Origin of the sequence: Nocardia sp. NPDC050413 (genome assembly GCF_040655475.1) — a bacterium.
In the GTDB taxonomy this organism is placed as follows: domain Bacteria; phylum Actinomycetota; class Actinomycetes; order Mycobacteriales; family Mycobacteriaceae; genus Nocardia; species Nocardia coubleae.
The window spans coordinates 172,786-197,016 of sequence record NZ_JBFAJZ010000007.1 but is presented as its reverse complement, the minus strand read 5'-3'; the positions used below and the strand labels follow the sequence as shown (position 1 = coordinate 197,016).

Sequence of the window (24,231 nt, the reverse complement as noted above, 5' to 3'; positions counted from 1 at the left end):
TCAGGCGCGGCGGAGGGCGAAGATGCGCAGGTCGCGGGTGGTGCGGTCGCGGTAGGCGGCGTAGGCGCCGGTGATCTCGACGAAGCGGGCGAAGATCGCCTCTTTGTCCGCGTCGGGGACGAGGGTGGCGGTCACCTGGATGCGTTCGCCCGCGATGGCGACGGTGGCTTCGGGGTTCGCGAGGAGGTTGACGGTCCAGGCGGGGTGCTTGGCCTGGCCGAAATTGGAGCCGACCACGTAGAGGGTGTCGCCGTCGTGGACGTAGAGCAGCGGCTGGGTGCGTGGCAGCCCGGATTTGCGGCCGATGGTGGTCAGCAGGATCACCGGGGCGCCGATCGGGCCGAGCACGGTGTACTTGGCGTCGGTGCGTTCGAGCACGGCCCGGTCGAGTGGGGTCAGGGTGCGGATCAGCAGCGAACCGGGCTTTGTCGCGGCGAAACGGTTGGCGGCGCGGGAGAGCAGGTTCGTGCGTGAACCCCAGAGTCGATCCGGGAACTGCGGTGTCATGGGCCGACTGTAACCGCGAGGATCGCGCCACACCGAACCCCCGGATCGCCGCCGATTAACTAAGCTCGCGGGCATGGTCGAACCAGCGCCGTCCACCGTGTACATCGCCTCGCCCGAGGGCGACACCGGAAAGTCAACGGTCGCCCTCGGTGTCCTGCAGATGTTGTGCGCCACGACGGCGCGCGTCGGCGTGTTCCGGCCGATCACCCGCTCGGCCACCGCACCCGACTACATCCTCGAGCTGCTGCTCGAGCACAGCACCGCCGACATCAGCTATGAGCAGGCCGTGGGCGTGAGCTACGAGGACGTGCACCGCGATCCCGACGCCGCCATCAGCGAGATCGTCATGCGGTTCCACGACGTGGCCAAGGCGTGCGACGCGGTGGTGATCGTCGGCAGCGACTACACCGATGTGGCCAGCCCCAGCGAACTGCGCTACAACGCCCGCATCGCCGTGAACCTCGGCGCCCCGGTGCTGCTCGTGGTGCGCGGCGCCGAACGCACACCCGCCGAGGTGAAGCAGCTCGTAGAGCTCTGTGAGAGCGAACTCGCCGGCGAGCACGCGCAACTGGTCGCGGTGATCGCCAACCGCTGCGATCCCGACGGGATGGACGGGATCTGTGCCGCCCTGGCCGATTTCGACGTGCCGTCGTGGGGGCTGCCGGAGGTGCCGCTGCTGATGGCGCCGACCATGGGTGAACTGTGCGAGGCCATCGACGGCGAAATCTACAGCGGCGACCCGGAATTGCTGCAGCGTGAGGCGCTGCGCATCATGGTCGGCGGCATGACGGCCGAGCACATCCTCGAACGGCTCTCCGACGGCGTGGTCGTGATCGCCCCCGGCGACCGCTCCGACGTGCTGCTCGGCGTGATGAATGCCCATGAGGCGGCGGGCTTTCCATCGCTGGCCGGAGTCATCATGAACGGCGGCATCCGCCCGCACCCGGCCATCGCACGGCTGATGGAGGGTCTGCAGCCCAAGCTGCCGATTCTCACCACCGAACTCGGCACCTACGACACCGCCAGCGCGGTGCACCGCACCCGTGGCCGTATGTGGGCGGGCAGCCCGCTCAAGGTCGACACCGCGCTCGCGCTGATGGAACAGCGCGTCGACGCGTCGGCCCTGCTCGAACGCATCCAGGTGCCGTCCTCGACGGTGGTCACCCCGCAGATGTTCGAGTACCGCCTGATCGAGCGTGCCCGCTCAGATCGCAAACGCATCGTGCTGCCCGAAGGCGACGACGACCGCATCCTGCGCGCCGCGGGTCGGGTGCTGCAGCGCAAGATCGCCGACCTGACGATCCTCGGCGACGAGGCCGCCGTGCGTTCCCGCGCCGCGGAACTCGGTGTCGACATCGCCGCCGCCCAAGTACTCGACCCGCGCACCTCCGGCTACCTCGACGAATTCGCCGCCGAATACACCGAATTGCGCAAACACAAGGGCATGACACTGGAGCGGGCGCGCGAAACCATGGCCGACATCTCGTATTTCGGCACCATGATGGTCTACAAGGGCATAGCCGACGGCATGGTCTCCGGCGCCGCGCACACCACGGCGCACACCATCCGGCCGTCGTTCGAGATCATCAAGACCACCCCCGGCGTCTCCACCGTGTCGAGCGTGTTCCTGATGTGTTTGGCCGACCGGGTGCTCGCCTACGGCGACTGCGCCGTCGTGCCCGACCCCACCTCCGAGCAGCTGGCCGATATCGCGGTGTCCTCGGCGGCGACGGCGGCCCGGTTCGGGATCGAGCCACGGGTGGCGATGCTGTCGTACTCGACGGGCGCCTCGGGTACCGGTGCCGATGTCGACAAGGTCCGTGCCGCAACCGAATTCGTGCGTGAGCGCGCGCCGGAACTGCCGGTCGAGGGGCCGATCCAGTACGACGCGGCGATCGAGCCCGCGGTGGCGAGCGCGAAGATGCCCGACTCCGATGTCGCGGGCAAGGCAACGGTTTTCGTCTTCCCTGACCTCAACACCGGCAACAACACCTACAAGGCGGTGCAGCGCAGCGCCGGTGCCGTCGCCATCGGGCCGGTGCTGCAGGGTTTGCGCAAGCCGGTCAACGATCTGTCGCGCGGCGCCCTGGTGGCCGACATCGTGAATACCGTGGCGATCACCGCCATTCAAGCGCAGGGAGACGCGAAGTGAGTGACCTGGTCCTGGTGCTGAACTCCGGGTCGTCGTCGATCAAATACCAGCTGCTGCACGCGGATTCGGGTGAGGTGGTCGCCTCCGGGCTGGCCGAGAAGATCGGTGAGGCGCACGGTGGGCGCATCGTGCACGAGTGCGGTGGGCGAAAACTGGTGCACGAGGGGCCGATCGCCGATCATCGTGACGGGCTGCGGCAGGCCTTCGAGATGTTCCAGGAGACCGGCATCGACCTGACCACCGTCGGTGTCGGGGCGGTCGGGCACCGGGTGGTGCACGGCGGCGAGGTGTTCTGGGAACCCACGATCGTCACCGACGACGTGCTCACCACCATCCGCGACCTGTCCGAGCTCGCGCCGCTGCACAACCCGGCCAATGCCGTCGGCATCGAGTCGACGCGAGAGCTGCTGCCCGGCATCCCGCAGGTCGCCGTATTCGACACCGCGTTCTTCCACGGCTTGCCCGATGCCGCCAAGACCTACGCGATCGACGCGAAAGTCGCCGCAGCGCACGGCATCCGCAAGTACGGATTCCACGGCACCTCACATCAGTACGTGTCGGAGAAAGCCGCCGAGTTCCTCGGACGCGACTACACGGAGCTGAACCAGATCGTCTTCCACCTGGGCAACGGTGCGTCCGCGTCGGCGATCCGCGGTGGTGTCGCGGTGGACACGACCATGGGGATGACACCGCTCGAGGGCCTGGTGATGGGTACCCGCCCCGGCGACCTCGATCCCGGCATCGTGCCGCACCTGGTGCGCGTGGCCGATCTGGATCTCGCGCAGGTGGAGCAGCTGCTCAACCGCGATTCCGGGCTCAAGGGGCTGTCGGGGGTCAACGACTTCCGGGAGCTGGGCGAGCTGGTCGACAAGGGAGACGCCGCAGCGAAACTGGCCTACGACGTCTACATCCATCGCCTGCGCCGCTACCTGGGTGCGTACCTGGTGGAGCTCGGCTCGGTGGATGTCATCGTCTTCACCGCAGGTGTCGGCGAGAACGCCGCGAATGTGCGCGCGGACGCCCTCGCCGGGCTTTCGGGCCTGGGTATCGAGGTCGATCCGGGCCGCAACGCAACCCGGACGCCGGGAGTCCGCCGCATCTCGCCGGAATTCTCCCCGGTCGAGGTCCTGGTGGTTCCCACCAACGAAGAACTCGCCATCGCCCGGGCCGCCCACAGCTTGACCGCCTGAAGACCCCGGTCGCGTAACGACCGGGGTCCGGCACCGACGAGCCGTCCGGCCGGCTCCGTCGGCCGCGGGGTGTAGCGATTTGCGCGTACGGCTTTTCGTGGCTGACACGGCCTTCGTGGGCCTGCGGTGGTCGGCTCGGGCGTTCCGACCCGCGAAGAGGCCGACCGCCGAAGATCAGAACCAGGTCTTGGCGCGTAGCGAGTTGGCCAGGTCGATCAGCGCGTAGCGGTGGGTGCGATCGGCGGCGTTGCGGGCCAGGGCGCGCAGGCCGGTTTCGGTGCCGTCGCGCAGGTCGCGTTCGTCGAACGGGCGTCCGAAGAGCTTGGCGTCCTTGCGTTTCGGTGAGTTGCCCGCCTGCAGCCAGGCCAGGGCGGTGCCCTGCACCAGGGTGCGCATGAGGGTGGCGCGGTGTTCGCCGGGCGGCACGGACTGGGCGCGGGAGGCGGCCAGGCGCAGCACTTGCTCGTCCAGGTCGGCGACGGGAGCGCTGGTGAGCAGCAACAGGATCGCCGTCGTCTGGGCGGTGGTGAAGTGGCGCGATGCGGCCGGAACGTCGTCGAGGGCGTGCACGGCTTCACTGACCCGGCCCGCCACGGCCAGCTGCCTGGCCAGGCCGAAGGCGGCGCTCACCACGGCGCGGTCGGTACGCCATACGGTGTCGTAATAGCGTTCCGCGAAAGCGCGCCACTGTTCGGGTTCCGGGGAAACCCAGTGTTGCAGAATGAGTTCCGCCGTCGCGGCGAGTGCCAGCTTGGGGGCGATCTCGCCGGGGAGCACGCGAAGGACCGCCTCGAACGAGTCGAACGCGGCCTCGTAGTCGAGCTCCAACAGATGCGCCTGCCCGGCGAACCAGTCCGCGCGCCAATCGGAATCGTTCGGCACTCGCTCGAGCAGATGCAGCACGGCGGCCGATTCACCGAGCTCGAGCCGGGCGCGGGCCTCGGCGAAGAGGAGTTCGTTCGCGAGGGTTTCCGGTGCGTTGTCCGGGTCGGCCTCGGCGCGTTCGCGGGCGTCGTGCAGGGCTTCCAAGACGCGCTCGGGCTCGGGATTGGCGGTGGCGGCCAGCAGAGGAGCGGCGGGGTCGGCGGGGTCGATCAGCGGAATCGGCAGGGCCGCGACCACTTCGCCCGAGTCCATCAGCGGTGAGCGGCCGACGCCGTCGAGATAGGCATCGGTCTGGCTGATGAGCTCCTCGGTGCCGAAACTGGTGCGCTGTGGACTGAACACTGTGGACAGCTGGGGATGTTCGGTGTCGGTGTCCTGGGCGAGGATCTCGCGCAGAACCCCGGCCAACTGTGCCGACATCGCCCGCGCCGAAGGGAAGCGCCGGTCCGGATCGGGGTCGGTGGCGGTGAGCAGGAAACGGTGGAAGAACTCGTAGCGGGCCAGCACGGGTTCGGCGGCGGGCTCGGGGAGCCCGTCGAGGTAGCGGCCGTGCTCGCTCGGCAGGTGCAGGGTGAGGGCGGCGAGAGTGCGGCCGACCGTGTACACGTCGGAGGCGGGTGTCGGACCAGTCCTGGCGATCTCGGGCGCCTGGAAACCCTTGGTGCCGTACAGGTTTCCGTAGGCTTCGATCGTGGCCACGGCGCCGAGGTCGATGAGTTTGACCTGGTCCTCGGTGACCATCACATTGTCGGGCTTGAGGTCGTTGTAGGTGAGCCCGATCGAATGCAGGTGTTCGAGCGCGGGCAGTACCTCGAGCACATAGGCGATGGCCTCGGCCACCGGCATCCGTTCACCGTGCGGGCGGGCATCGAGGATGTCGCGCAACGACTTTCCGCCCACGTACTCCATGACGATGTAGCCGATACTCGACCCGTCACCGGCGGTGTGCTCGACGAAGTTGTGGATCTTGACGATGCTCGGATGCGCCACCTCGGCCAGGAACTGCCGTTCGGCCACCGCCACGGCCTGCGCTTCGGCGTCGCCCGCGTGCAGCAAACCCTTGAGCACCACCCACCGGTCGCTGACATTGCGGTCGATCGCCAGGTAGATCCAGCCGAGCCCACCGTGCGCCAGACAACCCTGGATCTCGTACTGCCCGCCCACGATGTCACCTTCGTGCAGGGACGGCCGGAAATCATAAGCGGCACCGCAGGTTTGACACTCGCCACTGCTCGACGCGGCCCGCGCCGGCGTAGACCGCCCCACCGGATCCCCGCACCGCCAACAGAACCGCCGACCCTCCGACACCACCGGATCGGTGAGCACCGCATCCCGTGGATCAGCGGGCGTCACGGTCGGAATCGGCACCAGCCCGGCCCCCAACCGCCGCGTCGGCCGCGACCGCGCCGTCCGCACACTCCGCCCCGACCGCACCGTCGCCCCGGACTCCGTGTCCGCAGGCGCGGCGCTGCGTTCGGCCGCTTGGGTGCCAGCCGCAGCCCCCGTTTCCGGCGGCGCGGCAGTGCGCTCCGCCGCCTGGGTAGCCGCATAGGCGCCCAGCTCAGCGGCACTGAACTGGTCCGTTCGCTGTGCGGCCTGCGTATCCGCAAGGTCGTCCATGGGCGCTCTGACCGACGCCTTGGTCGCGGGAGGTTCGTCGCCTGTCTCGGCTGGGCTGTCCGGTGCGGCCGCTCGGCGCGTACTCGCCTGCGTGGCAGGCCATTCCTGCTCCGCAGGTACAGGGGAGGACCGAGTTTCGGATGGATCGCGCTCGACCGGCCGATGACTCAACTCGGTCGCTGCCGATTCCGGGTTAGGCCGATGGGGTGGTGTTGCTTCGGAACCTGCACGCGGGCCGGTTGGAACATGCTGTGCGGCACGAGCTCCCGACGTCTCGCGAGGCGATTCGGCTGCGATGTTCGGGCTGGTCTTGGGCGCGGCTGCGTGCGGTTGTGGGGTCGCTCGGGTGGGGGTGGGGATCGGATGAGGTTGTCCGAGAGGAAGTTTCGGGAGGGGCTTGGTTTTGTCGTCTTCCGCGGAGGGTGGCAGAGTCCAGCCACCGGGGAGCGTGCCGGGTTTCGGGCGTTGGGTGAGGCTGGTGGGTTCGGGGCGTGGGGCGAGTTCGGGCGCCGCGTCGTCGGTGGGTGACTGATCGTCCGGGTCGCCGTGGCCCGGTGCGCCTTTCGGTGGCGTTGTACTCATCGCGATCAGTCCTGGTACTTCGGGGCGGGTGGGGTCGCTTCGCCGAGTGTGGACAGCCAGCGGCGGTGGATGCGGGTCCAGGTGCCGTCGGTGCGGATGCGGTCGAGGGTGGCGTTGACGAAGCGGACCAGGTCGTCGTCGCCCTTGGGGATACCGATGCCGTAGGGCTCGGCGCTGATGCTGGCACCGACCACCTCGGTGTACGGGTCCTGGGCGGCGAGACCGGCGAGGATGGCGTCGTCGGTACTCACCGCGTCGACCTGGCGTTGCTGCAGGACGACAAGGCAGTCCGCCCAGGTCGGGACCGTGAGGATGGTGGCGGCGGGCTGATCGCGGCGGATGTGGTCCAGCGAGGTGGTCCCGCGCACCACGCACACCCGCTTGCCCGCCAGATCGGCGAGGCCGTTGATCCCGGAATTCTTCATCGCGAGCACGCGCTGATCGGCGCGCAGATACACCGTTGAGAACGCAACCCGCTCGCGCCGTTCACAGGTGATCGTCATCGTCTTGGCCACCAGGTCGACGGTGTGCTCCTGCAGCGCCTTCTCCCGCTCTTCCGAAGCGAGACTTCGGTATTCGATCAGGTCCGGATTGCCGAGCAGGTCGCGGGCGATCTCGCGGGCGATATCGGCGTCGAAGCCGACGATGCGCCCGGTCACCGGGTCGCGGAAGCTGAACAGATTGCTGCCCGCGTCCAGCCCGACGACCAGCCTGCCGCGCGCGCGGATGGCCGCGATCGTCGGACCGTCGGCGGTGCTCGGGCGCAGGCTCGCGGTCGGATCGCCGCACTGTGCGCCGGTGCGTGGCGGCAGCGGGGTGTCGGTGCCGATGGGAATCGCCTTGGCGGGCAACGGCGATTCGGAATACACCGTGTGTTCGTCGGGTGCCGGTGTGCTGTTGTCGGAACAGCCGCCGAGCAGGGCGACCAGCAGCAGCGCCGCGACGGCGCGCCCCCGCCTCACCGGTACTCCCGCAGCCGGGGCCAGAGCCCGAGCGCCACACAGACGGCGGCGGCGATGCCGAGCACCAGGGCGCCGGGAGCCAGGAACGAGAGCACGCCGGTGGCCTGGGACACCTTGTCGCGCAACCGATCTCGCGTGGCTGTCCGGGCGTCGTCGAGTGCGCGTTCCAGGGCATCGACCTGGGCGGTCGAATCGGCGGCGCTCGGCCCGGTCGCCACGGCGGCGGCGCCGACGAAATCACCACGCTGGAGGGTGTCGTTCATCCGCTGATGCGCCGACTGCCAGCGGGTCAGCGCGGCGCGCGCGTCGGTCACCTCGTCGGCGGCCGGTGCGCCGGACGGGTAACCGTCGAGGAGTTCGGCGAGCCGGGCGGCATTGGCGTCGAACGTGCGGTCGTAGTCGCCGGTGGCGTCGCGGCGCACCAGCTTCACCATTTCGGCGGCCCTGGCCTGCTGCACCAGGATCCGGCTCTCGGCCAGCCGGGCGGCGGGCACCGCGCCCTCGTCGCGGCAGCGGATCATCGCCACCGCCGACACCGACCCGGCCGCCACCGTCCACAGCAGGGTGAGCGCCACCATCGCGGTACCGATCAGCAGTCCCATGTTGAAAACCCGCCGCGACCGGCGCGCCAGCTCCATCTGCACGTAGACGAGCGCGGCGAGCGTGAGCACGAGCAGCCCGATCGCGACCCACGGCGGCTGCACGTGCCGGTGCTGGGCGGCGGTCACCGCGTCGAAGCGGTGGTCTTCGAGTTCCTCGGCCATCGGCAGCAGGGTGGTCTGCATCTGGTGCGATGCCTCGCTCAGATACGCCGCGCCCACCGGGAAACCGTTGCGGTTGTTGGCCCGCGCGGTCTCGATCAGCCCGGTGTACACGGGCAGGCCGGTCGCGATGCCCGTGCGCAGGCGCCGGTCGGTGCCCGCCGGGTCGGCCGCCTCCTCGGCGGAGATGTGACCGGCCTGGGTGACCAGCTCGGCGGCCGCCTCACCGATGGCCTGGGTGTAGCGGTCGCGCACCTCCTCAGGCTCGACCCCGCCCGCGATGAAGGCGCGGCCCGCGGCGGCGTCGGCGATCGAGAGCGAGGTGTAGAGGTGGTTGGCCGAATGTGCGTCGGGTTCGGTGTCGTCGAGCAGGACGCCCAAAGCTTGCTTGCGCTCGCTCACGGTCGTCGAAGTCACCATGCCCGCGGCTACGCAGAGCAGCATCAGTACCAGTCCGGCGGCGAGCAATCGGCCCGGCGTCGACCGCGCGAACCCCCGCAGACGGGCGGGCTGGAACTGCGCGCGCAGGGCTTTCACATCGGGTGCGGGCGGTCGATCGGCGACGAGCACCTGCCTGCGCGAGGGCAGCCGCCGCGTCGTGGTTTGCGGGCCGGTACCTGCTTCCACCTGCGGTGACGGGCCGGTACGGACAGCCGCGACCTCGGTCGCCGCCTCGCGGTTTCCCGGTTCGACCATCGCTCACCTCCCCGTCCTGTCCGCGCACCCGTCCTGGTGCGGAGTTTATTGTGGTCGTACCGGTGCCGCAGCCCCTCAGACACCCCCGTGGCGGTTGCTGCACGGCTGCTAGGGAGAGGGTATTGGATGCGCGGTGACGGAGACGGGTGGGCGGACAGCCCGGGTGGCGTCCGGCACTGGGGCAAGTTCGGTGCGGCGGGTCTGCTGCTGCGCGCGCCGCTGCCCGGTGGTGGCTCGGCGGTGCTGCTGCAGCATCGGGCCGCGTGGAGTCATCAGGGCGGCACGTGGGCGCTGCCCGGCGGTGCCCGCGATTCCCACGAGACCGCCCGGCACGCTGCGGTCCGCGAAGCCGAGGAAGAGGCCGGGATCAGCGCCGAGGCCGTGCGCGTGCGCGCCGAACGCCTCACCATGACCGCCCCCAGCGGCTGGACCTACACGACCGTCGTCGCCGACGCGGCGAGCACGCTGCCGACCGTCCCCAACCAGGAGAGCACCGAACTGGCCTGGGTCCCCGAAGACGACGTCACCGCCCTCCCGCTGCACCCCGGTTTCGCCGCCGCCTGGGTCGGCCTGCGCGCCGTCCCCCTGCGCGTGGTCGATGTCACCCCCGACCTGGCCCCCGCCCTGCCCCGCACGGTCGACCTGTCCGGCCGCGGCTTCTACTGGCTGCACACCACGGTCACCGGCCCAGGCGCCGAAATCCTCCTCGACAACCCGACCACCGGCCCCACCGTCACCCGAGCCGACCTTCTGTCCTGAAACTCCTCCCGCCTCGAACCCAGGTTCAGGAGGCGGCGAGGAGGGCCGATTTGAGTTCCCGGGCGGCGGCTTCGGGGTCGGCGGCCTCGGTGATCGCGCGGACGACGACCACGCGGCGGGCTCCGGCTTCGAGGACTTCCGGGAGACGTTCGGTGTCGATGCCGCCGATCGCGAACCAGGGGAGCGTGGGGTGGGAGTCGGCAGTGGTGCGGATCAGGTCGACGCCCGCGGCTTGCCTGCCCGGTTTGGTCGGGGTGGTCCAGATGGGACCGGTGCAGAAGTAGTCGAGGTGGCCGTCGATCGCGGCCAGACCGGCCTGGTTGCGGTTGTGGGTCGACCGGCCGATCACCACATCGGGGCCGAGGATGCGGCGCGCGTAGGCGGGCGGGAGATCGCCTTGGCCCAGGTGGAGCACGTCGGCGCCGGCGGCGAGGGCGATATCGGCGCGATCGTTCACCGCGAGCAGCGCGCCGTGCCGCCGGGTGGCCGCCTTGATCTCGGCGAGCGCACCGAGTTCGGCCTTCGCCTCGAGCGGCCCGAACTCGGCCTCGCCCGGCGACCCTTTGTCACGCAACTGCACGATGTCGACGCCACCGGCCAGCGCGGCATCGACGAACCTGGCCAGATCGCCCTTCTCCCGGCGTGCGTCGGTGCACAGATACAGCAGGGCCGAGGAGAGGCGTTCCCGCGGCGGGACGGAACGGTTCGGATGGGAGGGCTGCACAGTGTCGACGGTAGTCGCGCTACCGTGGAACCGCGAACGTCGAAACCCCTCGACACGGTGGACTCGCGGCAATCCCGCCGAGCCCGTCGTCGGAACCCTCGATGTTCGACCAGCGGTGGCCCCGGTTCTCGGCCGCCTCGATCTGGGCCGCCCGACCCGCGGCGCCGTCCGCAACGTCGCGGCGACAGTACGAGAACCCACAGCGCCGGTCACGGCCTCGGGCCGACCAACCGCGGCGAAGGACACGGCAACAGGCGAAACCTGCGGCGCCAGCCGCAACGGGACACGGAGGCGTTGATGCGGACACTGGCGGTTGTCGGCGGCGGTGCCGTCGGACTCGCCGTCGCATGGCGGGCCACCGAGGCGGGCTGGGCCGTCACCGTGTTCGACCCGGCACCCGGAACCGGTGCGTCCTTCGTCGCGGGCGGAATGCTCGCACCGTTGTCGGAAGGCTGGCCCGGTGAGGACCGCGTGCTGGAATTCGGCGCCGCGGCCCTGTCCGCCTGGCCGTCCTTCGCCGAGCAGCTGCGCGCGATCACCGGCGAGTCCGTCTTCGTCGCCGACGAGACCCTCACCGTCGCCCTCGACGCCGCCGACGTCCAGGACCTGCGCACCGTCGCGGACTGGCTCGCCGGTTTCGGCCACGATCTCCCAGTCCTCGACCGCTCCGGCGTCCGCGCGCTGGAACCGGCGCTGGCCCGCACCGTCCGCGCAGGCCTGCACGCCAGGACGGAACCGGCCGTCGACAATCGCCGCGTCCTGCGCGCACTGCGCGCTGCCTGTGCCGCTGCGGGCGTCGAGATTCGCGCGGAATCCGTTGCCGCACTGGACGATCTGCCGCACGATCGGGTCGTCCTCGCGGCGGGCGCACGGTCCGCCGAGCTGTGGCCGGGTCTGCCGGTACGCCCGGTGAAGGGGGAGATCCTGCGGTTGCGCCGCAGGCCGGGTGTGAGTCCACCACCGACCCGCGTGATCCGTGCGCGGGTGCACGGCAGGCCGGTGTACCTGGTGCCAAGGGCGGACGGAATCGTCCTCGGCGCAACCCAATACGAGGCAGGACTCGACACGACTGTCACCGTCGGTGGGGTCCGTGACCTGATCGCCGACGCCGAAGCCATCCTGCCGGGCATCGGCGAATACGAGCTGGCCGAGGCCGCCGCCGGTTCCCGCCCCGCCACCCCCGACAACCTGCCGCTGCTCGGTCCGCTCGACGACCGGGTACTCGCGGCCACCGGACACGGCCGCAACGGCATGCTCACCCTCGCGCTCACCGCGGCCCTCGTCCCCGGCCTGCTCGACGGTGTCACCACGCCGGTCGCGGAACTGGCCGCACCGCAACGTTTTCCAGCATCCGTGCTGTCTCGAGGAGGAACCCGATGACCATCCCGATCGGCGTCACCGTCAACGGTGCCGACCACGAGTTCGCCGAGCCGCTCAGCGTCCGCGAACTGCTCACCCGGCTCGAATTGCCCTGTCAGGGTGTGGCATTGGCGGTCGACGGCGCGGTGTTCCCGAAGTCGCGCTGGGACGAACCGGTCGGCCGCGGCTGGACCATCGAGGTGCTCACGGCGGTGCAGGGTGGCTGACCTCGCACCATTGCGGATCGCGGACAAGGAGTTCGGTTCGCGGCTCATCATGGGCACCGGCGGCGCCGAGAACCTCGCCGTGCTCGAGCAGGCCCTGATCGCCTCGGGCACCGAACTCACCACGGTCGCCATGCGCCGCGTCGACGCGACCGGCGGCACCGGCGTGCTCGACCTGCTGAAACGCCTGAACATCACCCTGCTGCCGAACACGGCGGGCTGCCGCACCGCCGCCGAGGCCGTGCTCACCGCCCAGCTCGCCCGCGAGGCGCTGGAGACGAACTGGGTGAAGCTCGAGGTCGTCGCCGACGAGCGCACGCTGCTACCTGACCCGTTCGAACTGCTCGACGCCGCCGAGAAGCTGGTCGACGACGGTTTCGTCGTCCTGCCCTACACCACCGACGACCCGACCCTGGCCCGCCGCCTCGAAGACGCGGGCTGTGCCGCCGTGATGCCGCTCGGCTCACCGATCGGCACCGGCCTGGGCATCGGCAATCCGCACAATATCGAGATGATCGTGGCGGGCGCGGGCGTGCCGGTGATCCTCGACGCGGGCATCGGCACGGCCAGCGACGCCGCGCTCGCCATGGAACTCGGCTGCTCGGCCGTCTTGCTCGCCACCGCTGTCACCAGGGCCCGCGAACCCGAGCTGATGGCGTCGGCGATGGCCGCGGCCGTGCGCGGGGGCTACCTGGCCCGGCAGGCGGGCCGCATCCCGAAGCGTTTCTGGGCTCAGGCTTCTTCCCCAGCCCGCTAAGGGTTCGGGTCATCCTCGAGGATGACCCGACTCGCGACTTCCAGCCGACGCGCGCGCCGGGTTTGCTGGGGCATGCTGGACGCATGATCGAGCTGAGGGGCCTGACCAAGAAATTCGGCCAGACCGTCGCGGTACAGGATCTCTCGTTCACCGTCCAGCCTGGACAGGTGACCGGGTTCCTGGGACCCAACGGTGCGGGTAAATCGACGACGATGCGGATGATCCTCGGGTTGGACAAACCCACCGCGGGCACCGCGTTGATCGGCGGCAAGCTGTACCAGGAGCTCGAGCGGCCACTCACCCAGGTGGGTGCGCTGCTCGACGCCAAATGGGTGCATCCCAACCGGTCGGCGCGCGCGCATCTGCAATGGCTGGCCGCGTCCAACGACCTGCCCAAGGACCGCGTCGAGGAGGTGTTGCGGCTGGTCGGCCTGTCCGAGGTGGCGGGTAAGAACGCAGGCGGCTTCTCGCTCGGCATGTCACAGCGGCTCGGCCTTGCCGGCGCGTTGCTGGGTGATCCGAAGGTGCTGCTGTTCGACGAGCCGGTCAACGGTCTCGACCCCGAGGGCATCCTGTGGATCCGCCGGTTCATGCAGCGCCTCGCCGCCGAGGGCCGCACGGTGCTGGTCTCGAGCCACCTGCTTTCGGAGATGGCGCAGACCGCCGACCATCTGATCGTCATCGGTCGCGGCAAACTCATCGCCGACACCACGACCAAGGACTTCATCGAACGCGCGTCCGAACAGTCGGTGCGCGTGCGGAGTCCGCAACTCGACCAGCTGCGCAGCCTGCTCACCTCGCACGGCATGACCGTGCGTGAGGACGGCGACGCCGCGCTGGTCGTCACCGGGGTGACCAGCGACGAGGTCGGCAAGGTCGCCGGAACCAACGGCGTCACGCTCTACGAGCTGGCACCGCAGCAGGCCTCCCTCGAGGAGGCGTTCATGCGGATGACCGGCGGCGCCGTGGAATACCACGGCGGGGGAATCGATCAGGTGATGGGAGGTGCGCTCTGATGGGCGTGCTCGCTGCGGAACGAATCAAACTCACCTCCACCCGTTCGCCGTGGTGGTGCTCGGCGGTGGTGGTGCTGCTCGGCATCGGCCTCGCGGCCCTGATGGCCGTCATCACCAGCGTCGACACCTCCCAGGCGACCGAGCCGGGCGAGGGTCCGCCGATGCTCACCCCGAGCCTGGCGACCTCGGGTGTGACGGGCTTCGGCGTGATGGTGCTGATGATCATGGCCGCGCTCACGGTGACCAGCGAATACCGCTTCGGGGTGATCCGGACGAGCTTCCTCGCGGTGCCCAACCGGTCGAAGGTGATCGTGTCCAAGGCCGGTCTGGTCGGCGTGTACGCGGCGGTGCTGACGGGGGTGCTCGCGCTGGCGGCCTTCGTGGTGGCCAAGGCGATCGTCGGTGACGACGCCCCGATGCTCGTGCTCGACGGCAACTGGCGCGCCATCTACGGCATCCCGATCTACGCCTTCCTGAGCGTGCTGCTGGCAGTCGGCGTCGGTGTGCTGGTTCGCCAGTCCGCGGCCGCCATCTCGCTCATCGTGCTGTGGCCGTTGCTCATCGAGAGCCTGCTCGGCGCGTTCGGCAGCTTCGGCCGCGCGGTCAACCCGTTCCTGCCCTTCGCCAACGCGAACCGTTTCCTGTCGGTCGAGGAGGTCTCGGGCGACTGGCACTGGGGAGTGTGGGGCAGCTTGGCCTACTTCGCCGCGTTCTGCGTCATCGTCTTCGCCGGCGCCCTGGTGGTAGTGAACCGCCGCGACGCATAACCCTGGTCCTGCCCGGGCTGCCCTCGCAACAAGCCCGGGCCGCGTGGGGGCGACCTTGTCGGGAGGTCCTCCCCGAAACCCCCGGCGTCCGCTGCCCGGACGCCGGGGGTTTATGCGTATCCCCACATATCGCGAAAGCACATGGGTAACTCACCGGGCACGGGCTACCTCAACCCCCGACACCGTCTGGCCGCCGACGCAATTCACCCCGCACCCAAGTCTGGCCTTAATTTTCGGGGAGGCGGAGCTGTAGGCTCAGGCCGTGAGTGAAACGCCTTCTGGCGCGCCGGATCCGCGACAGCGTGACGCTGACGCCGAGGTGTTCATCCCGTTGGAGCCGACCGTCGATGCCGGCTCCGAGGAGTCCGGTGCCCGCAACGGTCGTCGTCGTGTGCAGATCTCGTCGAAACTGCAGGCCGCCAACCGTCGTGCCGACGTGATCGGCGCATTGCGCAAGGCCCGTCAGCAGCTGCCGGGCGACCCGGCGTTCGGCGATCCGCTGTCGGTGTCGGGGCCGGGTGGGGCGCGGGCGGTGGCCAGGGTCGCCGACCGGATCGCCGGTGGCGCGCCGACAGCGGCACGCGAGATCGGTTTCGGCGCGCTGCAGGTGTGGCAGGCCGCCCTGGAGCGTGTCGGGCGTGGCCGGGGCACCGAGGAGGTGACGATCGTGTTCACCGACCTGGTCGGCTTCTCCAGCTGGGCGCTCGCCGCAGGTGACGAACGCACCCTCGACCTGTTGCGCAAGGTGGCCAAGGCCATCGAACCGCCGATCGCCGAGCGCGGCGGCCAGGTGGTCAAACGCATGGGCGACGGCCTGATGGCCGTGTTCTCCTCACCCGACCGCGCGGTGCGCGCCGCCCTCGCGGCCCGCCGCAACCTCGAGGACGTGGAGGTACAGGGCTATAAACCGCGCATGCGCGTCGGCTTGCACACCGGGTCCCCGCGCGAGATCGGTGGCGACTGGCTCGGCGTCGACGTGAACATCGCCGCCCGCATGATGGAGGCAGGCGGCAACGGCAACACCATGATCTCCAGCACAACCATGGCTGCCCTACGCCCGGAAACCCTCACCGACCTCGGCGTCACCGCCAAGCTCTACCGCCGCAACTTCTGGGCAGCCCCCCTCAACGGCGTCCCCGAGGACGTGAAGATCTTCAAACTGACCCCGGCCTGACGGCGGTCAGAGCCAGAGGAACGCGCCTGCGGCGGCGAGGGCGGCCGCGGCGATCAGGGCGATGGACATCGCGCGATTGTTCTTCCAGGTGGTGTAGGCGCCGCCGAGCAGGAAACCGGCGAGGGCGAAGAGCAGGACCGCAGACATGCTCACCATCTTGCCTGGTGAATTGCCCGCAGTTAACAAGCACGCATGCTTGCTTTTTTACGGGACCGATGTGATCCTGGGTGCCATGAGTGCACTCTCCGCTGACCCGGACGTGATCCGGATCGGTAATTGCTCCGGTTTCTACGGCGACCGGCTCAGCGCAATGCGCGAAATGCTCGAGGGCGGCGATCTCGACGTGCTCACCGGCGACTACCTCGCCGAACTCACCATGCTGATCCTCGGCCGCGACCGGATGAAGGACCCGAGCCTCGGCTACGCCAAGACCTTCGTCAAGCAGATCGAGGAGTGTCTCGGTCTAGCGCTGGAGCGCAACGTCCAGATCGTCGCCAACGCGGGCGGCCTGAATCCGGCCGGGCTGGCCGAGCGGCTGCGCAAGGTCGCCGCCGACCTCGGTCTCGATGCCAAGATCGCGCACGTCGAAGGCGACGACCTCGTCGCGAGGGCGGGCGACCTGGACCTGGGTCAGCCGCTCACGGCCAACGCCTACCTCGGCGCCTGGGGCATCGTGGAGTGCCTGAACTCCGGCGCCGACATCGTCGTCACCGGCCGGGTCACCGACGCCTCGGTGATTGTCGGCCCGGCGGCGGCCCACTTCGGTTGGGGCCGAACCGAGTACGACGCGCTCGCGGGTGCTGTGGTGGCCGGCCACGTGATCGAGTGCAGCACGCAGGCCACCGGCGGCAACTTCGCCTTCTTCACCGAACTGGGTGATCTCGGCCGCCCCGGTTTCCCGATCGCCGAGATCCGCCGTGACGGGTCGAGTGTCATCACCAAGCACGCGGGCACGGGTGGCGCGGTCACCGTCGACACGGTCGAAGCGCAGCTAATGTACGAGATCCAGAGCGCGCGCTACGCCGGACCCGATGTGACCACCCGCCTGGACAGCATCGCCCTGAGCCAGGAGGGTCCGGACCGCGTTCTCATCAGTGGTGTCACCGGTGAGGCCCCGCCGCCGCAGCTCAAGGTCTCGCTCAACACGCTCGGCGGCTTCCGCAACGAGATGGCCTTCATCCTCACCGGGTTGGAGATCGAGGCGAAAGCCGAACTGGCACAACGGCAGCTCGAATCGTGGCTGCCGGTGAAGCCCGCCGAGATCAGCTGGACCCTTGCCCGTCTGGACCGTCCGGATGCCGACACCGAGGAGCAGGCCAGCGCCATCCTCCGCTGCGTGGTGCGCGACCCGGATCCGAACAAGGTCGGCCGCGGTTTCTCCAGTGTCGCTGTCGAATTGGCGCTTGCCAGTTACCCGGGTTGCACCTTCACCGCGCTGCCCGGCAACGGTTCGCCCTACGGTGTCTTCACCCCCGGTTACGTCGACGCGCAGGAAGTACCCCACGTCGCGGTCCTCGCCGACGGCACCCGGGTCGATATCGCGCCTGCGACCGAAACCCGTGCACTCGAACCACTTCCGGAACCCGAGCTCCCGGAACCGCTGCCGCCCACCGAGACCCGTCGTGTCCCGCTCGGCAGCATCGCGCTGGCCCGCAGCGGCGACAAGGGCGGTGACGCCAATATCGGTGTCTGGGTGCGCACCGACGAGCAGTGGCGCTGGCTCGCGCACACTCTCACCGTCGAGAAGCTGCGTGAATTGTTGCCCGAGACAGCCGAACTCGACGTCACCCGCCACGTACTGCCCAACCTGCGGGCGATCAACTTCATCATCACCGGCCTGCTCGGCAAGGGCGTCGCCTACCAGGCGCGTTTCGACCCGCAGGCCAAGGGGCTCGGCGAATGGCTGCGCTCTCGCCACATCGACATGCCGACGGAGCTGCTCGCATGACATCTGTATGGGACACGCCGGAACGAAAAGAGCTGCGCGCCACCGTGCGCGGGTTCGTCGAGCGCGAAATCCTGCCCGACCTGGACTCCTGGGAGCGCGAAGGCGCCCTGCCGCGTGAGCTGCACAAGAAGGCGGGTGAACTCGGCCTGCTCGGCATCGAGTACCCCGAATTCGCCGGTGGCGAGGGCGGTTCGCCCATCGACGGTGTCATCGTGGGCGAGGAGTTCCACTACGCGGGTGCCTCCGGCGGCACCTGGGCGTCGCTGTTCACGTGCGGAATCTCGTTGCCGCACATCATCGCCTCGGGCAACCAGGAGCAGATCGACCGCTGGGTGAAGCCCACCCTGGCCGGTGACCTGATCGGCTCCCTCGCCATCACCGAACCCGGCGGCGGCTCCGACGTCGGCCACCTCACCACCTCGGCGGTGCGTGACGGCGACGACTACATCATCAACGGCGCCAAGACCTTCATCACCTCGGCCTGCCGCGCCGACTTCATCGTCACCGCCGTGCGCACCGGTGGGCCCGGCGCCGCCGGGGTCTCGCTGATCATCGTGCCCACCGACACACCGGGCTTCGAGGTCACCCGCAAGCTGGAGAAGATGGGCTGGCTGGCCTCGGACACCGGCGAGCTGTCGTTCACCGATGTGCGGGTGCCCGCGACCAACCTGGTCGGCGCCGAGAACTCCGGATTCGCGCAGATCGCGAGCGCGTTCGTGAGCGAGCGGGTCGGCCTGGCCGTGCAGGCGTACTCGATGGCCCAGCGCGCGCTGGACCTCACCCTCGAGTGGTGCCGTAACCGGGAGACCTTCGGCCGCCCGCTGATCAGCCGCCAGTCGGTGCAGATGACGCTCACCGAGATGGCCCGCCGCGTCGACATCGCCCGCGTGTACACCCGCTCGCTGGTGGAGCGGGTGGAGAACGGCGAGCAGGGCCTCATCGCGGAGGTCTGTTTCGCCAAGAACACCGCCGTCGAGACCGTGGAATGGGTCGCCAACCAGGCCGTCCAGCTGCACGGCGGCATGGGCTACATGCGCGAGTCCGAGGTGGAGCGCATCTACCGCGACATCCGCATCATCGGCATCGGTGGCGGCACCAACGAGATCCTGACCATGCTGGCGTCGAAAGTATTGGGGTACCAGTCTTAACGGCTCCCGCGGCTCAAGGCCGAAGGATTTCCAGCTCAGACCGCACGGAGTCCACGCCCTCATGAGAGGAGGCAGAACCGTGACTTATGTCGTCAACACTGGTGTGGCCCCGTTCTGCCACAGCCAGGATCGTCCTGGCCGCGTTGCGGTCCCGAGTATCGGTGTTGCCGCAGTCTTGGCATCGGAAGGTTCGTTCGGCGAGCTCCAACCGCTGCTTGGTTCTCGCGAAGCAGACGGAGCACGTCATCGTCGTGTAGGCGGGCACGACGATCACCACCTGACGTCCGGCCCGCACGGCACGCTCGATCAGTTCTCGCTTCGCCGTGCTGATCGCGGCATCGGCCGACTTTCGTGCCATCGTGGACTTGGCCAGGAATCTCGGTTTGAAGTCCTCGACAGCGATCAATTGATGGTCCGCGACAATACTTTTGGCCCAGATTCGGGCAGCATGAGTGTTCTGTCGCTGAGCCTTCTTGTAGAGCTTGGCGGCATGTCGGCGCGCTATCTGGTAACCCTTCGACGGGGCGCGGTCACGCGGTCTACGTCGACGGGACATGCGCCTCTGTTGTTTTGCCAACTCAGCCGCACATCGGCGCCGGTGGCCGCCGAACGGCAGATCGTAGGAAGGATTCGTCGTAGTCGCTGTGGTGGTCACACCCCAGTCGATACCGATGCCGCTGCCAGCGGTGTGCGGTTGTTGTCGGGCCTCTCGGCGGACAACGAACGACGCATACCAGTGTCCGATGCTGTCCCGGTACACACGGACCGAAGTCGGTTCGGCAGGGAGTTCGCGCGACCAGACGACCGGGATACTCACGCCTTTCGGCAATCGCAATCGACCATCTCTGATCGAGAATCCGTTGCGGGTGTATCCCAGGGACGGCAGCGTCTTCGCACGCTTCTTGATCCGGGGCCGATTGCGTTCTTTGATCTTGAACGACTGGTCGAGCGCAGTCGAGTAGGTGTTCAGCGTGCAGGCTTGAGCATTCTGAGACCCAGCCCGCAGCCAAGTGTTCGCCGCGCGCGCCGCAGTCAGCAACTTCCCCAACTTCGCTTGGGTGGGCTTGCGTCCGGCCTGTTGTTGATGAACCGCCTCGTTCCACAAGTAGCGACAGCGATTCCATTCGTCGACAAGGGCACGCTCCGCGGTCACGCCAGGGCGCAAGCGGTAGGTGTAGCGCGCGACCTCTTCCACGATCCTAAATTACCAGCTCAAGGCGGAATTCTGTGATGACTCGAACGGAGCCCTCATCTATGCACAAGCGACGAGCGCGAGCTGCTTCGCCCGAACGCACGAAACCGGACACTTCGTCGGAGGTAGCACAGTGACGACCTTCCGTTCCACCCTCGACACCGCGTCGCCGGAGTACACCGCCGCCGCGGAGGCGATGGCGACCAAGCTCACCGAGGTCGAGGCCGAGTTCGCCAAGGCCATCGCCGGTGGCGGCCCCGAGAAGGTGGCCCGTCATCACAAGCGCGGCAAGCTCACCGCCCGCGAGCGCATCGAACTGCTGCTCGACGAGGACTCGCCGTTCCTGGAGCTGTGCCCGCTCGCGGCCTGGGGCAGTGACTTCCACGTCGGTGCGTCGACGATCGCCGGTATCGGCATCGTGGAGGGCGTCGAGTGCATGATCGTCGCGCCCGACCCGACCGTGCGCGGCGGCACGTCCAACCCGTGGACGCTGCGCAAGACATTGCGCATCAACGACATCGTCAAGGAGAACCGCCTGCCGGTGATCTCGCTGGTCGAGTCCGGCGGCGCCGATCTGCCCACGCAGAAGGAAGTCTTCATCCCGGGTGGCGCGATGTTCCGCGACCTGACCCAGGCCTCGGCGGCCGGGATCCCCACCATCTCCCTGGTTTTCGGTAACTCGACCGCGGGCGGCGCCTACATCCCCGGCATGTCCGACTACGTGGTGATGGTCAAGGAGGGCGCGAAGGTCTTCCTGGCCGGACCGCCGCTGGTGAAGATGGCCACCGGTGAGGACTCCGACGACGAGACCCTCGGCGGCGCCGAGATGCACGCCCGCACTTCGGGTCTGGCCGACTACATGGCCGCCGACGAGCAGGACGCTATCCGCATCGGCCGCGGCATCGTGCGCAGGCTGAACTGGAAGAAGCAGGGCCCCGAGCCCCGCACTGACGTCATCTCGCCGCTCTACGATCCCGAGGAACTGCTCGGCATCGTGCCTTCGGATCTGAAGATCCCGTTCGACCCGCGCGAGGTGATCGCCCGCGTCGTCGACGGCTCCGATTTCGACGAGTTCAAGCCGCTCTACGGCTCCAGCCTGGTCACCGGCTGGGCCGAGATCAACGGCTTCCCCATCGGCATCCTGGCCAACGCGCGCGGTGTGCTGTTCTCCGAGGAATCGCAGAAGGCCACCCAGTTCATCCAGCTGGCCAACAAGAAGAACACGCCACTGCTGTTCCTGCACAACACCACCGGCTACATGGTCGGCAAGGACTACGAGCACGGCGGCATCATCAAGCACGGCGCGATGATGATCAACGCGGTGGCCAACTCGAAGGTCCCGCACATCTCGTTGCTGATCGGCGCGTCCTACGGCGCCGGCCACTACGGCATGTGCGGCCGCGCGTTCAACCCGCGCTTCCTGTTCGCCTGGCCGAGCGCGAAGTCGGCCGTGATGGGCGGCGCGCAGCTGGGCGGCGTGCTCACCATCGTGCAGCGCGGCGCGGCCGAGGCCAAGGGCCTGCCGTTCGACGAGGAGGCCGCCGCCGGGCTCGCCGCCATGGTCGAGGCGCAGATCGAGGCCGAGGCCATGCCGATGTTCCTGTCGGGCAGGCTCTTCGACGACGGCATCATCGACCCCCGTGACACCCGCACCGTGCTGGGGATGGCTCTGTCGGCCATCCACACGGCTCCGATCAAGGGCGCCGAGGGCTTCGGCGTCTTCCGAATGTGAGGCGCGACAACATGCCAATCACCAATGTTCTTGTCGCCAATCGTGGTGAGATCGCGCGCCGCGTGTTCGCCACCTGCCGCCGGATGGGTATCGCTACCACCGCGGTGTACTCCGATGCGGATGCCGCGGCCCCGCACGTGTCCGAGGCCGACGCCGCCGTCCGGCTGCCCGGCAACACTCCGGCCGAGACGTATCTGCGCGGTGAGCTGATCATCGAGGCGGCGCTGTCGGCCGGCGCCGACGCCATCCACCCCGGCTACGGATTCCTCTCCGAGAACGCCGAATTCGCGCGCTCGGTGCTCGACGCCGGTCTGGTGTGGATCGGTCCGCCGGTCGCGGCCATCGAGCAGATGGGCTCGAAGGTCGAGTCGAAGAAGATGATGGACGCCGCCGGTGTCCCCGTCCTCGCCGAGCTCGACCCCGCCGAGGTCACCGAGGCGCACCTGCCGGTGCTCATCAAGGCCTCCGCCGGTGGTGGTGGTCGCGGTATGCGTGTGGTGCGTGAGCTGGGCGATCTGCGAGACCAGATCGCCGCGGCCCAGCGCGAGGCCGAATCCGCGTTCGGCGATCCGACGGTGTTCTGCGAGCGCTACCTCGAGACCGGCCGTCACATCGAAGTCCAGGTCATGTCCGATACTTTCGGCAAGACGTGGGCCGTCGGTGAGCGTGAGTGCTCGATCCAGCGTCGTCATCAGAAGGTTGTCGAAGAGGCTCCTTCGCCGCTGGTCGAGAAGATCGACGGCATGCGCGATCGCCTGTTCGAGGCGGCACGGCTGGCCGCCGAGGCGATCGGCTACGAGGGTGCGGGCACCGTCGAGTTCCTCGCCGACGAGAAGGGTGACTTCTTCTTCCTGGAGATGAACACCCGTCTGCAGGTGGAACATCCGGTCACCGAGCAGACCACCGGGCTGGACCTGGTCCGCCTGCAGCTGCAGGTGGCCTCCGGTCTGCCGCTGCCCGCGACCCAGCCCGCCCAGCGCGGCCATTCGATCGAGGTCCGGCTCTACGCCGAGGATCCCGCCCACGACTGGCAGCCGCAGAGCGGTCGCGTGCACAGGATCGAGATCCCCTTCACCGCAGGCGAATTCACCGTGCTCGAGCAGCCGGGTGTCCGCCTCGACACCGGTGTCGTCGACGGCTCGGTCGTCGGCGTCCACTACGACCCGATGCTGGCCAAGGTCATCTCCTACGCCGAAACCCGCGCCGAGGCAGCGCATCTGCTCGCCACCGCGCTCCAGCGCGCCAAGCTGCACGGCCTGGTCACCAACCGCGACCTGCTCGTGCGCGTGCTGCGGCACCCCGCGTTCCTCGCCGGTGACACCGACACCGCCTTCTTCGCCACCCACGACCTGGCTGCCCTGTCCGCGCCGCTGGCGTCCGAGGCCGACGAGGCGCTCTCCATCGTCGCCGCCGCGCTCGCGGATTCGGCCGCCAACCACGCCGCCAACCGCTTCGGCAGGCTGGCGCCGAGCGGCTGGCGCAACCTGGCGTCGGAGCCGCAGCGCAAGTCCTACGAGAGCCGCACCAGCGGCACACACGAGGTGCGCTACCGGTTCGACCGGTCCGGTGCCGTGACAGTCGAGGGCCACGACGGTCTGGAACTGATCTCGGCGACGCCGAACCGGGTCGTGCTCGCCGTGCCGGGTGAACGTGGGCCGGTGCGCCGCCAGTTCGAGATCGCCCGCTACGACGACCTGGTGGCGGTCGACTCGCCGCTCGGCCCGGTGGCGGTGCGCAGGCTGCCGCGCTTCACCGACCCGTCCGAGCAGGTCGCGGCCGGTTCGCTGCTCGCGCCCATGCCGGGCAGCGTGATCCGCTTCGGCGCCGCCGAGGGCGACCACGTCGAGCAGGGCCAGCCGATCCTGTGGCTGGAAGCCATGAAGATGGAGCACACCATCGTCGCGCCGGCCACCGGCGTGCTCAGTGCGTTGAACGTGACCGTCGGCCAGCAGGTCGAGGTCGGAACCGTCCTCGCCGTCGTCGAGGAAGAAGAGCAGGAGCCGTCCTGATCCGGTCAAGCCCGGAGGCGGTAGCGAAGCGTGACCACGGAGGGCTCCGGGTCAGGACAGAAGGGTT

General features: G+C 69.0%; 20 protein-coding genes. 13 read left to right on the top strand and 7 right to left on the bottom strand.

What is annotated here, in order from left to right; all coding sequences use genetic code 11:
- Positions 1 to 507, bottom strand: coding sequence for a nitroreductase family deazaflavin-dependent oxidoreductase (locus AB0I19_RS19170; RefSeq protein ID WP_357150362.1), 507 nt, complete (start codon positions 505 to 507; stop codon positions 1 to 3).
- 73 nt (positions 508 to 580) lie between these two features.
- Here AB0I19_RS19170 and pta point away from each other — a divergent pair, with 73 nt between their 5' ends.
- Both pta and AB0I19_RS19160 read left to right on the top strand, forming a co-directional pair.
- The gene (gene pta, locus AB0I19_RS19165) at positions 581 to 2,659 is read left to right on the top strand and encodes a phosphate acetyltransferase (RefSeq protein WP_067642058.1); all 2,079 of its coding nucleotides are present in this window, start codon (positions 581 to 583) and stop codon (positions 2,657 to 2,659) included.
- On the top strand, positions 2,656 to 3,849 hold the full coding sequence (locus tag AB0I19_RS19160; protein ID WP_357150361.1) for an acetate kinase: 1,194 nt from the start codon (positions 2,656 to 2,658) through the stop codon (positions 3,847 to 3,849). The genes pta and AB0I19_RS19160 overlap by 4 nt, the downstream gene beginning before the upstream one ends.
- Before the next feature lie 174 nt (positions 3,850 to 4,023).
- Here AB0I19_RS19160 and AB0I19_RS19155 read toward each other — a convergent pair whose 3' ends face one another.
- The 3 genes from AB0I19_RS19155 to AB0I19_RS19145 all read right to left on the bottom strand — a co-directional run bounded on the left by AB0I19_RS19155 (position 4,024) and on the right by AB0I19_RS19145 (position 9,355).
- Positions 4,024 to 6,354 carry a tetratricopeptide repeat protein gene (locus AB0I19_RS19155; protein ID WP_357150360.1) on the bottom strand — a complete coding sequence of 777 codons (2,331 nt, stop codon included), beginning with the start codon at positions 6,352 to 6,354 and terminating at the stop codon, positions 4,024 to 4,026.
- A 587-nt stretch (positions 6,355 to 6,941) separates the two neighbouring features.
- Positions 6,942 to 7,898 (bottom strand): glutamate ABC transporter substrate-binding protein, encoded by a 957-nt coding sequence (locus AB0I19_RS19150; protein WP_357150359.1) that lies wholly within the window; start codon positions 7,896 to 7,898, stop codon positions 6,942 to 6,944.
- The gene (locus tag AB0I19_RS19145) at positions 7,895 to 9,355 is read right to left on the bottom strand and encodes a hypothetical protein (protein WP_357150358.1); all 1,461 of its coding nucleotides are present in this window, start codon (positions 9,353 to 9,355) and stop codon (positions 7,895 to 7,897) included. The genes AB0I19_RS19150 and AB0I19_RS19145 overlap by 4 nt, the downstream gene beginning before the upstream one ends.
- A gap of 126 nt (positions 9,356 to 9,481) precedes the next feature.
- On the opposite strand from AB0I19_RS19145, the gene AB0I19_RS19140 reads away from it, so the two are divergent.
- The gene (locus AB0I19_RS19140; protein ID WP_357150357.1) at positions 9,482 to 10,114 is read left to right on the top strand and encodes an NUDIX hydrolase; all 633 of its coding nucleotides are present in this window, start codon (positions 9,482 to 9,484) and stop codon (positions 10,112 to 10,114) included.
- A gap of 25 nt (positions 10,115 to 10,139) precedes the next feature.
- Here AB0I19_RS19140 and thiE read toward each other — a convergent pair whose 3' ends face one another.
- Entirely contained in the window at positions 10,140 to 10,838 is a 699-nt protein-coding gene (thiE, locus tag AB0I19_RS19135; protein ID WP_067484460.1) for a thiamine phosphate synthase, read from the bottom strand.
- A gap of 297 nt (positions 10,839 to 11,135) precedes the next feature.
- Between thiE and thiO the strand changes: the two genes are divergently transcribed.
- The 6 genes from thiO (at position 11,136) to AB0I19_RS19105 (ending at position 16,135) form a co-directional block, all read left to right on the top strand.
- Positions 11,136 to 12,218: a glycine oxidase ThiO gene (gene thiO, locus AB0I19_RS19130; protein ID WP_357150356.1), complete on the top strand. Its 1,083-nt coding sequence runs from the start codon at positions 11,136 to 11,138 to the stop codon at positions 12,216 to 12,218.
- A complete protein-coding gene (gene thiS, locus AB0I19_RS19125) occupies positions 12,215 to 12,424 on the top strand; it encodes a sulfur carrier protein ThiS (protein ID WP_067484462.1) in 210 nt (69 codons plus the stop codon). Before thiO ends, thiS begins: the two co-directional genes overlap by 4 nt.
- Positions 12,417 to 13,178 (top strand): thiazole synthase, encoded by a 762-nt coding sequence (locus AB0I19_RS19120; RefSeq protein WP_357150355.1) that lies wholly within the window; start codon positions 12,417 to 12,419, stop codon positions 13,176 to 13,178. Before thiS ends, AB0I19_RS19120 begins: the two co-directional genes overlap by 8 nt.
- 83 nt (positions 13,179 to 13,261) lie before the next feature.
- The gene (locus tag AB0I19_RS19115; protein ID WP_357150354.1) at positions 13,262 to 14,194 is read left to right on the top strand and encodes an ATP-binding cassette domain-containing protein; all 933 of its coding nucleotides are present in this window, start codon (positions 13,262 to 13,264) and stop codon (positions 14,192 to 14,194) included.
- Positions 14,194 to 14,961: an ABC transporter permease gene (locus AB0I19_RS19110; RefSeq protein ID WP_357150353.1), complete on the top strand. Its 768-nt coding sequence runs from the start codon at positions 14,194 to 14,196 to the stop codon at positions 14,959 to 14,961. Before AB0I19_RS19115 ends, AB0I19_RS19110 begins: the two co-directional genes overlap by 1 nt.
- Before the next feature lie 391 nt (positions 14,962 to 15,352).
- Positions 15,353 to 16,135 (top strand): adenylate/guanylate cyclase domain-containing protein, encoded by a 783-nt coding sequence (locus AB0I19_RS19105; RefSeq protein WP_067642132.1) that lies wholly within the window; start codon positions 15,353 to 15,355, stop codon positions 16,133 to 16,135.
- Positions 16,136 to 16,141: 6 nt separating this feature from the next.
- Here the strand turns inward: AB0I19_RS19105 and AB0I19_RS19100 are convergent, their stop codons facing one another.
- Positions 16,142 to 16,282 (bottom strand): hypothetical protein, encoded by a 141-nt coding sequence (locus AB0I19_RS19100; protein ID WP_166655701.1) that lies wholly within the window; start codon positions 16,280 to 16,282, stop codon positions 16,142 to 16,144.
- An 85-nt stretch (positions 16,283 to 16,367) separates the two neighbouring features.
- Here AB0I19_RS19100 and AB0I19_RS19095 point away from each other — a divergent pair, with 85 nt between their 5' ends.
- Together AB0I19_RS19095 and AB0I19_RS19090 are read left to right on the top strand one after the other, a co-directional pair.
- Positions 16,368 to 18,083 (top strand): acyclic terpene utilization AtuA family protein, encoded by a 1,716-nt coding sequence (locus AB0I19_RS19095; protein WP_357150352.1) that lies wholly within the window; start codon positions 16,368 to 16,370, stop codon positions 18,081 to 18,083.
- Positions 18,080 to 19,231 carry an acyl-CoA dehydrogenase family protein gene (locus AB0I19_RS19090; protein WP_357150351.1) on the top strand — a complete coding sequence of 384 codons (1,152 nt, stop codon included), beginning with the start codon at positions 18,080 to 18,082 and terminating at the stop codon, positions 19,229 to 19,231. The genes AB0I19_RS19095 and AB0I19_RS19090 overlap by 4 nt, the downstream gene beginning before the upstream one ends.
- Before the next feature lie 13 nt (positions 19,232 to 19,244).
- Here AB0I19_RS19090 and AB0I19_RS19085 read toward each other — a convergent pair whose 3' ends face one another.
- Positions 19,245 to 20,426, bottom strand: a complete 1,182-nt coding sequence (locus AB0I19_RS19085; RefSeq protein ID WP_357150350.1) for a transposase — start codon at positions 20,424 to 20,426, stop codon at positions 19,245 to 19,247.
- 130 nt (positions 20,427 to 20,556) lie between these two features.
- Between AB0I19_RS19085 and AB0I19_RS19080 the strand changes: the two genes are divergently transcribed.
- Positions 20,557 to 22,155 (top strand): carboxyl transferase domain-containing protein, encoded by a 1,599-nt coding sequence (locus tag AB0I19_RS19080; RefSeq protein ID WP_357150349.1) that lies wholly within the window; start codon positions 20,557 to 20,559, stop codon positions 22,153 to 22,155.
- An 11-nt stretch (positions 22,156 to 22,166) separates the two neighbouring features.
- Positions 22,167 to 24,164 (top strand): biotin carboxylase N-terminal domain-containing protein, encoded by a 1,998-nt coding sequence (locus AB0I19_RS19075; protein ID WP_357150348.1) that lies wholly within the window; start codon positions 22,167 to 22,169, stop codon positions 24,162 to 24,164.
- The last annotated feature ends 67 nt before the right edge of the window (positions 24,165 to 24,231 follow it).

Bases quoted from the DNA above. Each gene is read 5' to 3' on its own strand.
- AB0I19_RS19170 (WP_357150362.1), bottom strand. From the start codon at position 507: ATGACACCGCAGTTCCCGGATCGACTCTGGGGTTCACGCACGAACCTG.
- pta (WP_067642058.1), top strand. From the start codon at position 581: ATGGTCGAACCAGCGCCGTCCACCGTGTACATCGCCTCGCCCGAGGGC.
- AB0I19_RS19155 (WP_357150360.1), bottom strand. From the start codon at position 6,354: ATGGACGACCTTGCGGATACGCAGGCCGCACAGCGAACGGACCAGTTC.
- AB0I19_RS19145 (WP_357150358.1), bottom strand. From the start codon at position 9,355: ATGGTCGAACCGGGAAACCGCGAGGCGGCGACCGAGGTCGCGGCTGTC.
- AB0I19_RS19140 (WP_357150357.1), top strand. From the start codon at position 9,482: ATGCGCGGTGACGGAGACGGGTGGGCGGACAGCCCGGGTGGCGTCCGG.
- thiO (WP_357150356.1), top strand. From the start codon at position 11,136: ATGCGGACACTGGCGGTTGTCGGCGGCGGTGCCGTCGGACTCGCCGTC.
- thiS (WP_067484462.1), top strand. From the start codon at position 12,215: ATGACCATCCCGATCGGCGTCACCGTCAACGGTGCCGACCACGAGTTC.
- AB0I19_RS19115 (WP_357150354.1), top strand. From the start codon at position 13,262: ATGATCGAGCTGAGGGGCCTGACCAAGAAATTCGGCCAGACCGTCGCG.
- AB0I19_RS19110 (WP_357150353.1), top strand. From the start codon at position 14,194: ATGGGCGTGCTCGCTGCGGAACGAATCAAACTCACCTCCACCCGTTCG.
- AB0I19_RS19100 (WP_166655701.1), bottom strand. From the start codon at position 16,282: ATGTCTGCGGTCCTGCTCTTCGCCCTCGCCGGTTTCCTGCTCGGCGGC.
- AB0I19_RS19095 (WP_357150352.1), top strand. From the start codon at position 16,368: ATGAGTGCACTCTCCGCTGACCCGGACGTGATCCGGATCGGTAATTGC.
- AB0I19_RS19090 (WP_357150351.1), top strand. From the start codon at position 18,080: ATGACATCTGTATGGGACACGCCGGAACGAAAAGAGCTGCGCGCCACC.
- AB0I19_RS19075 (WP_357150348.1), top strand. From the start codon at position 22,167: ATGCCAATCACCAATGTTCTTGTCGCCAATCGTGGTGAGATCGCGCGC.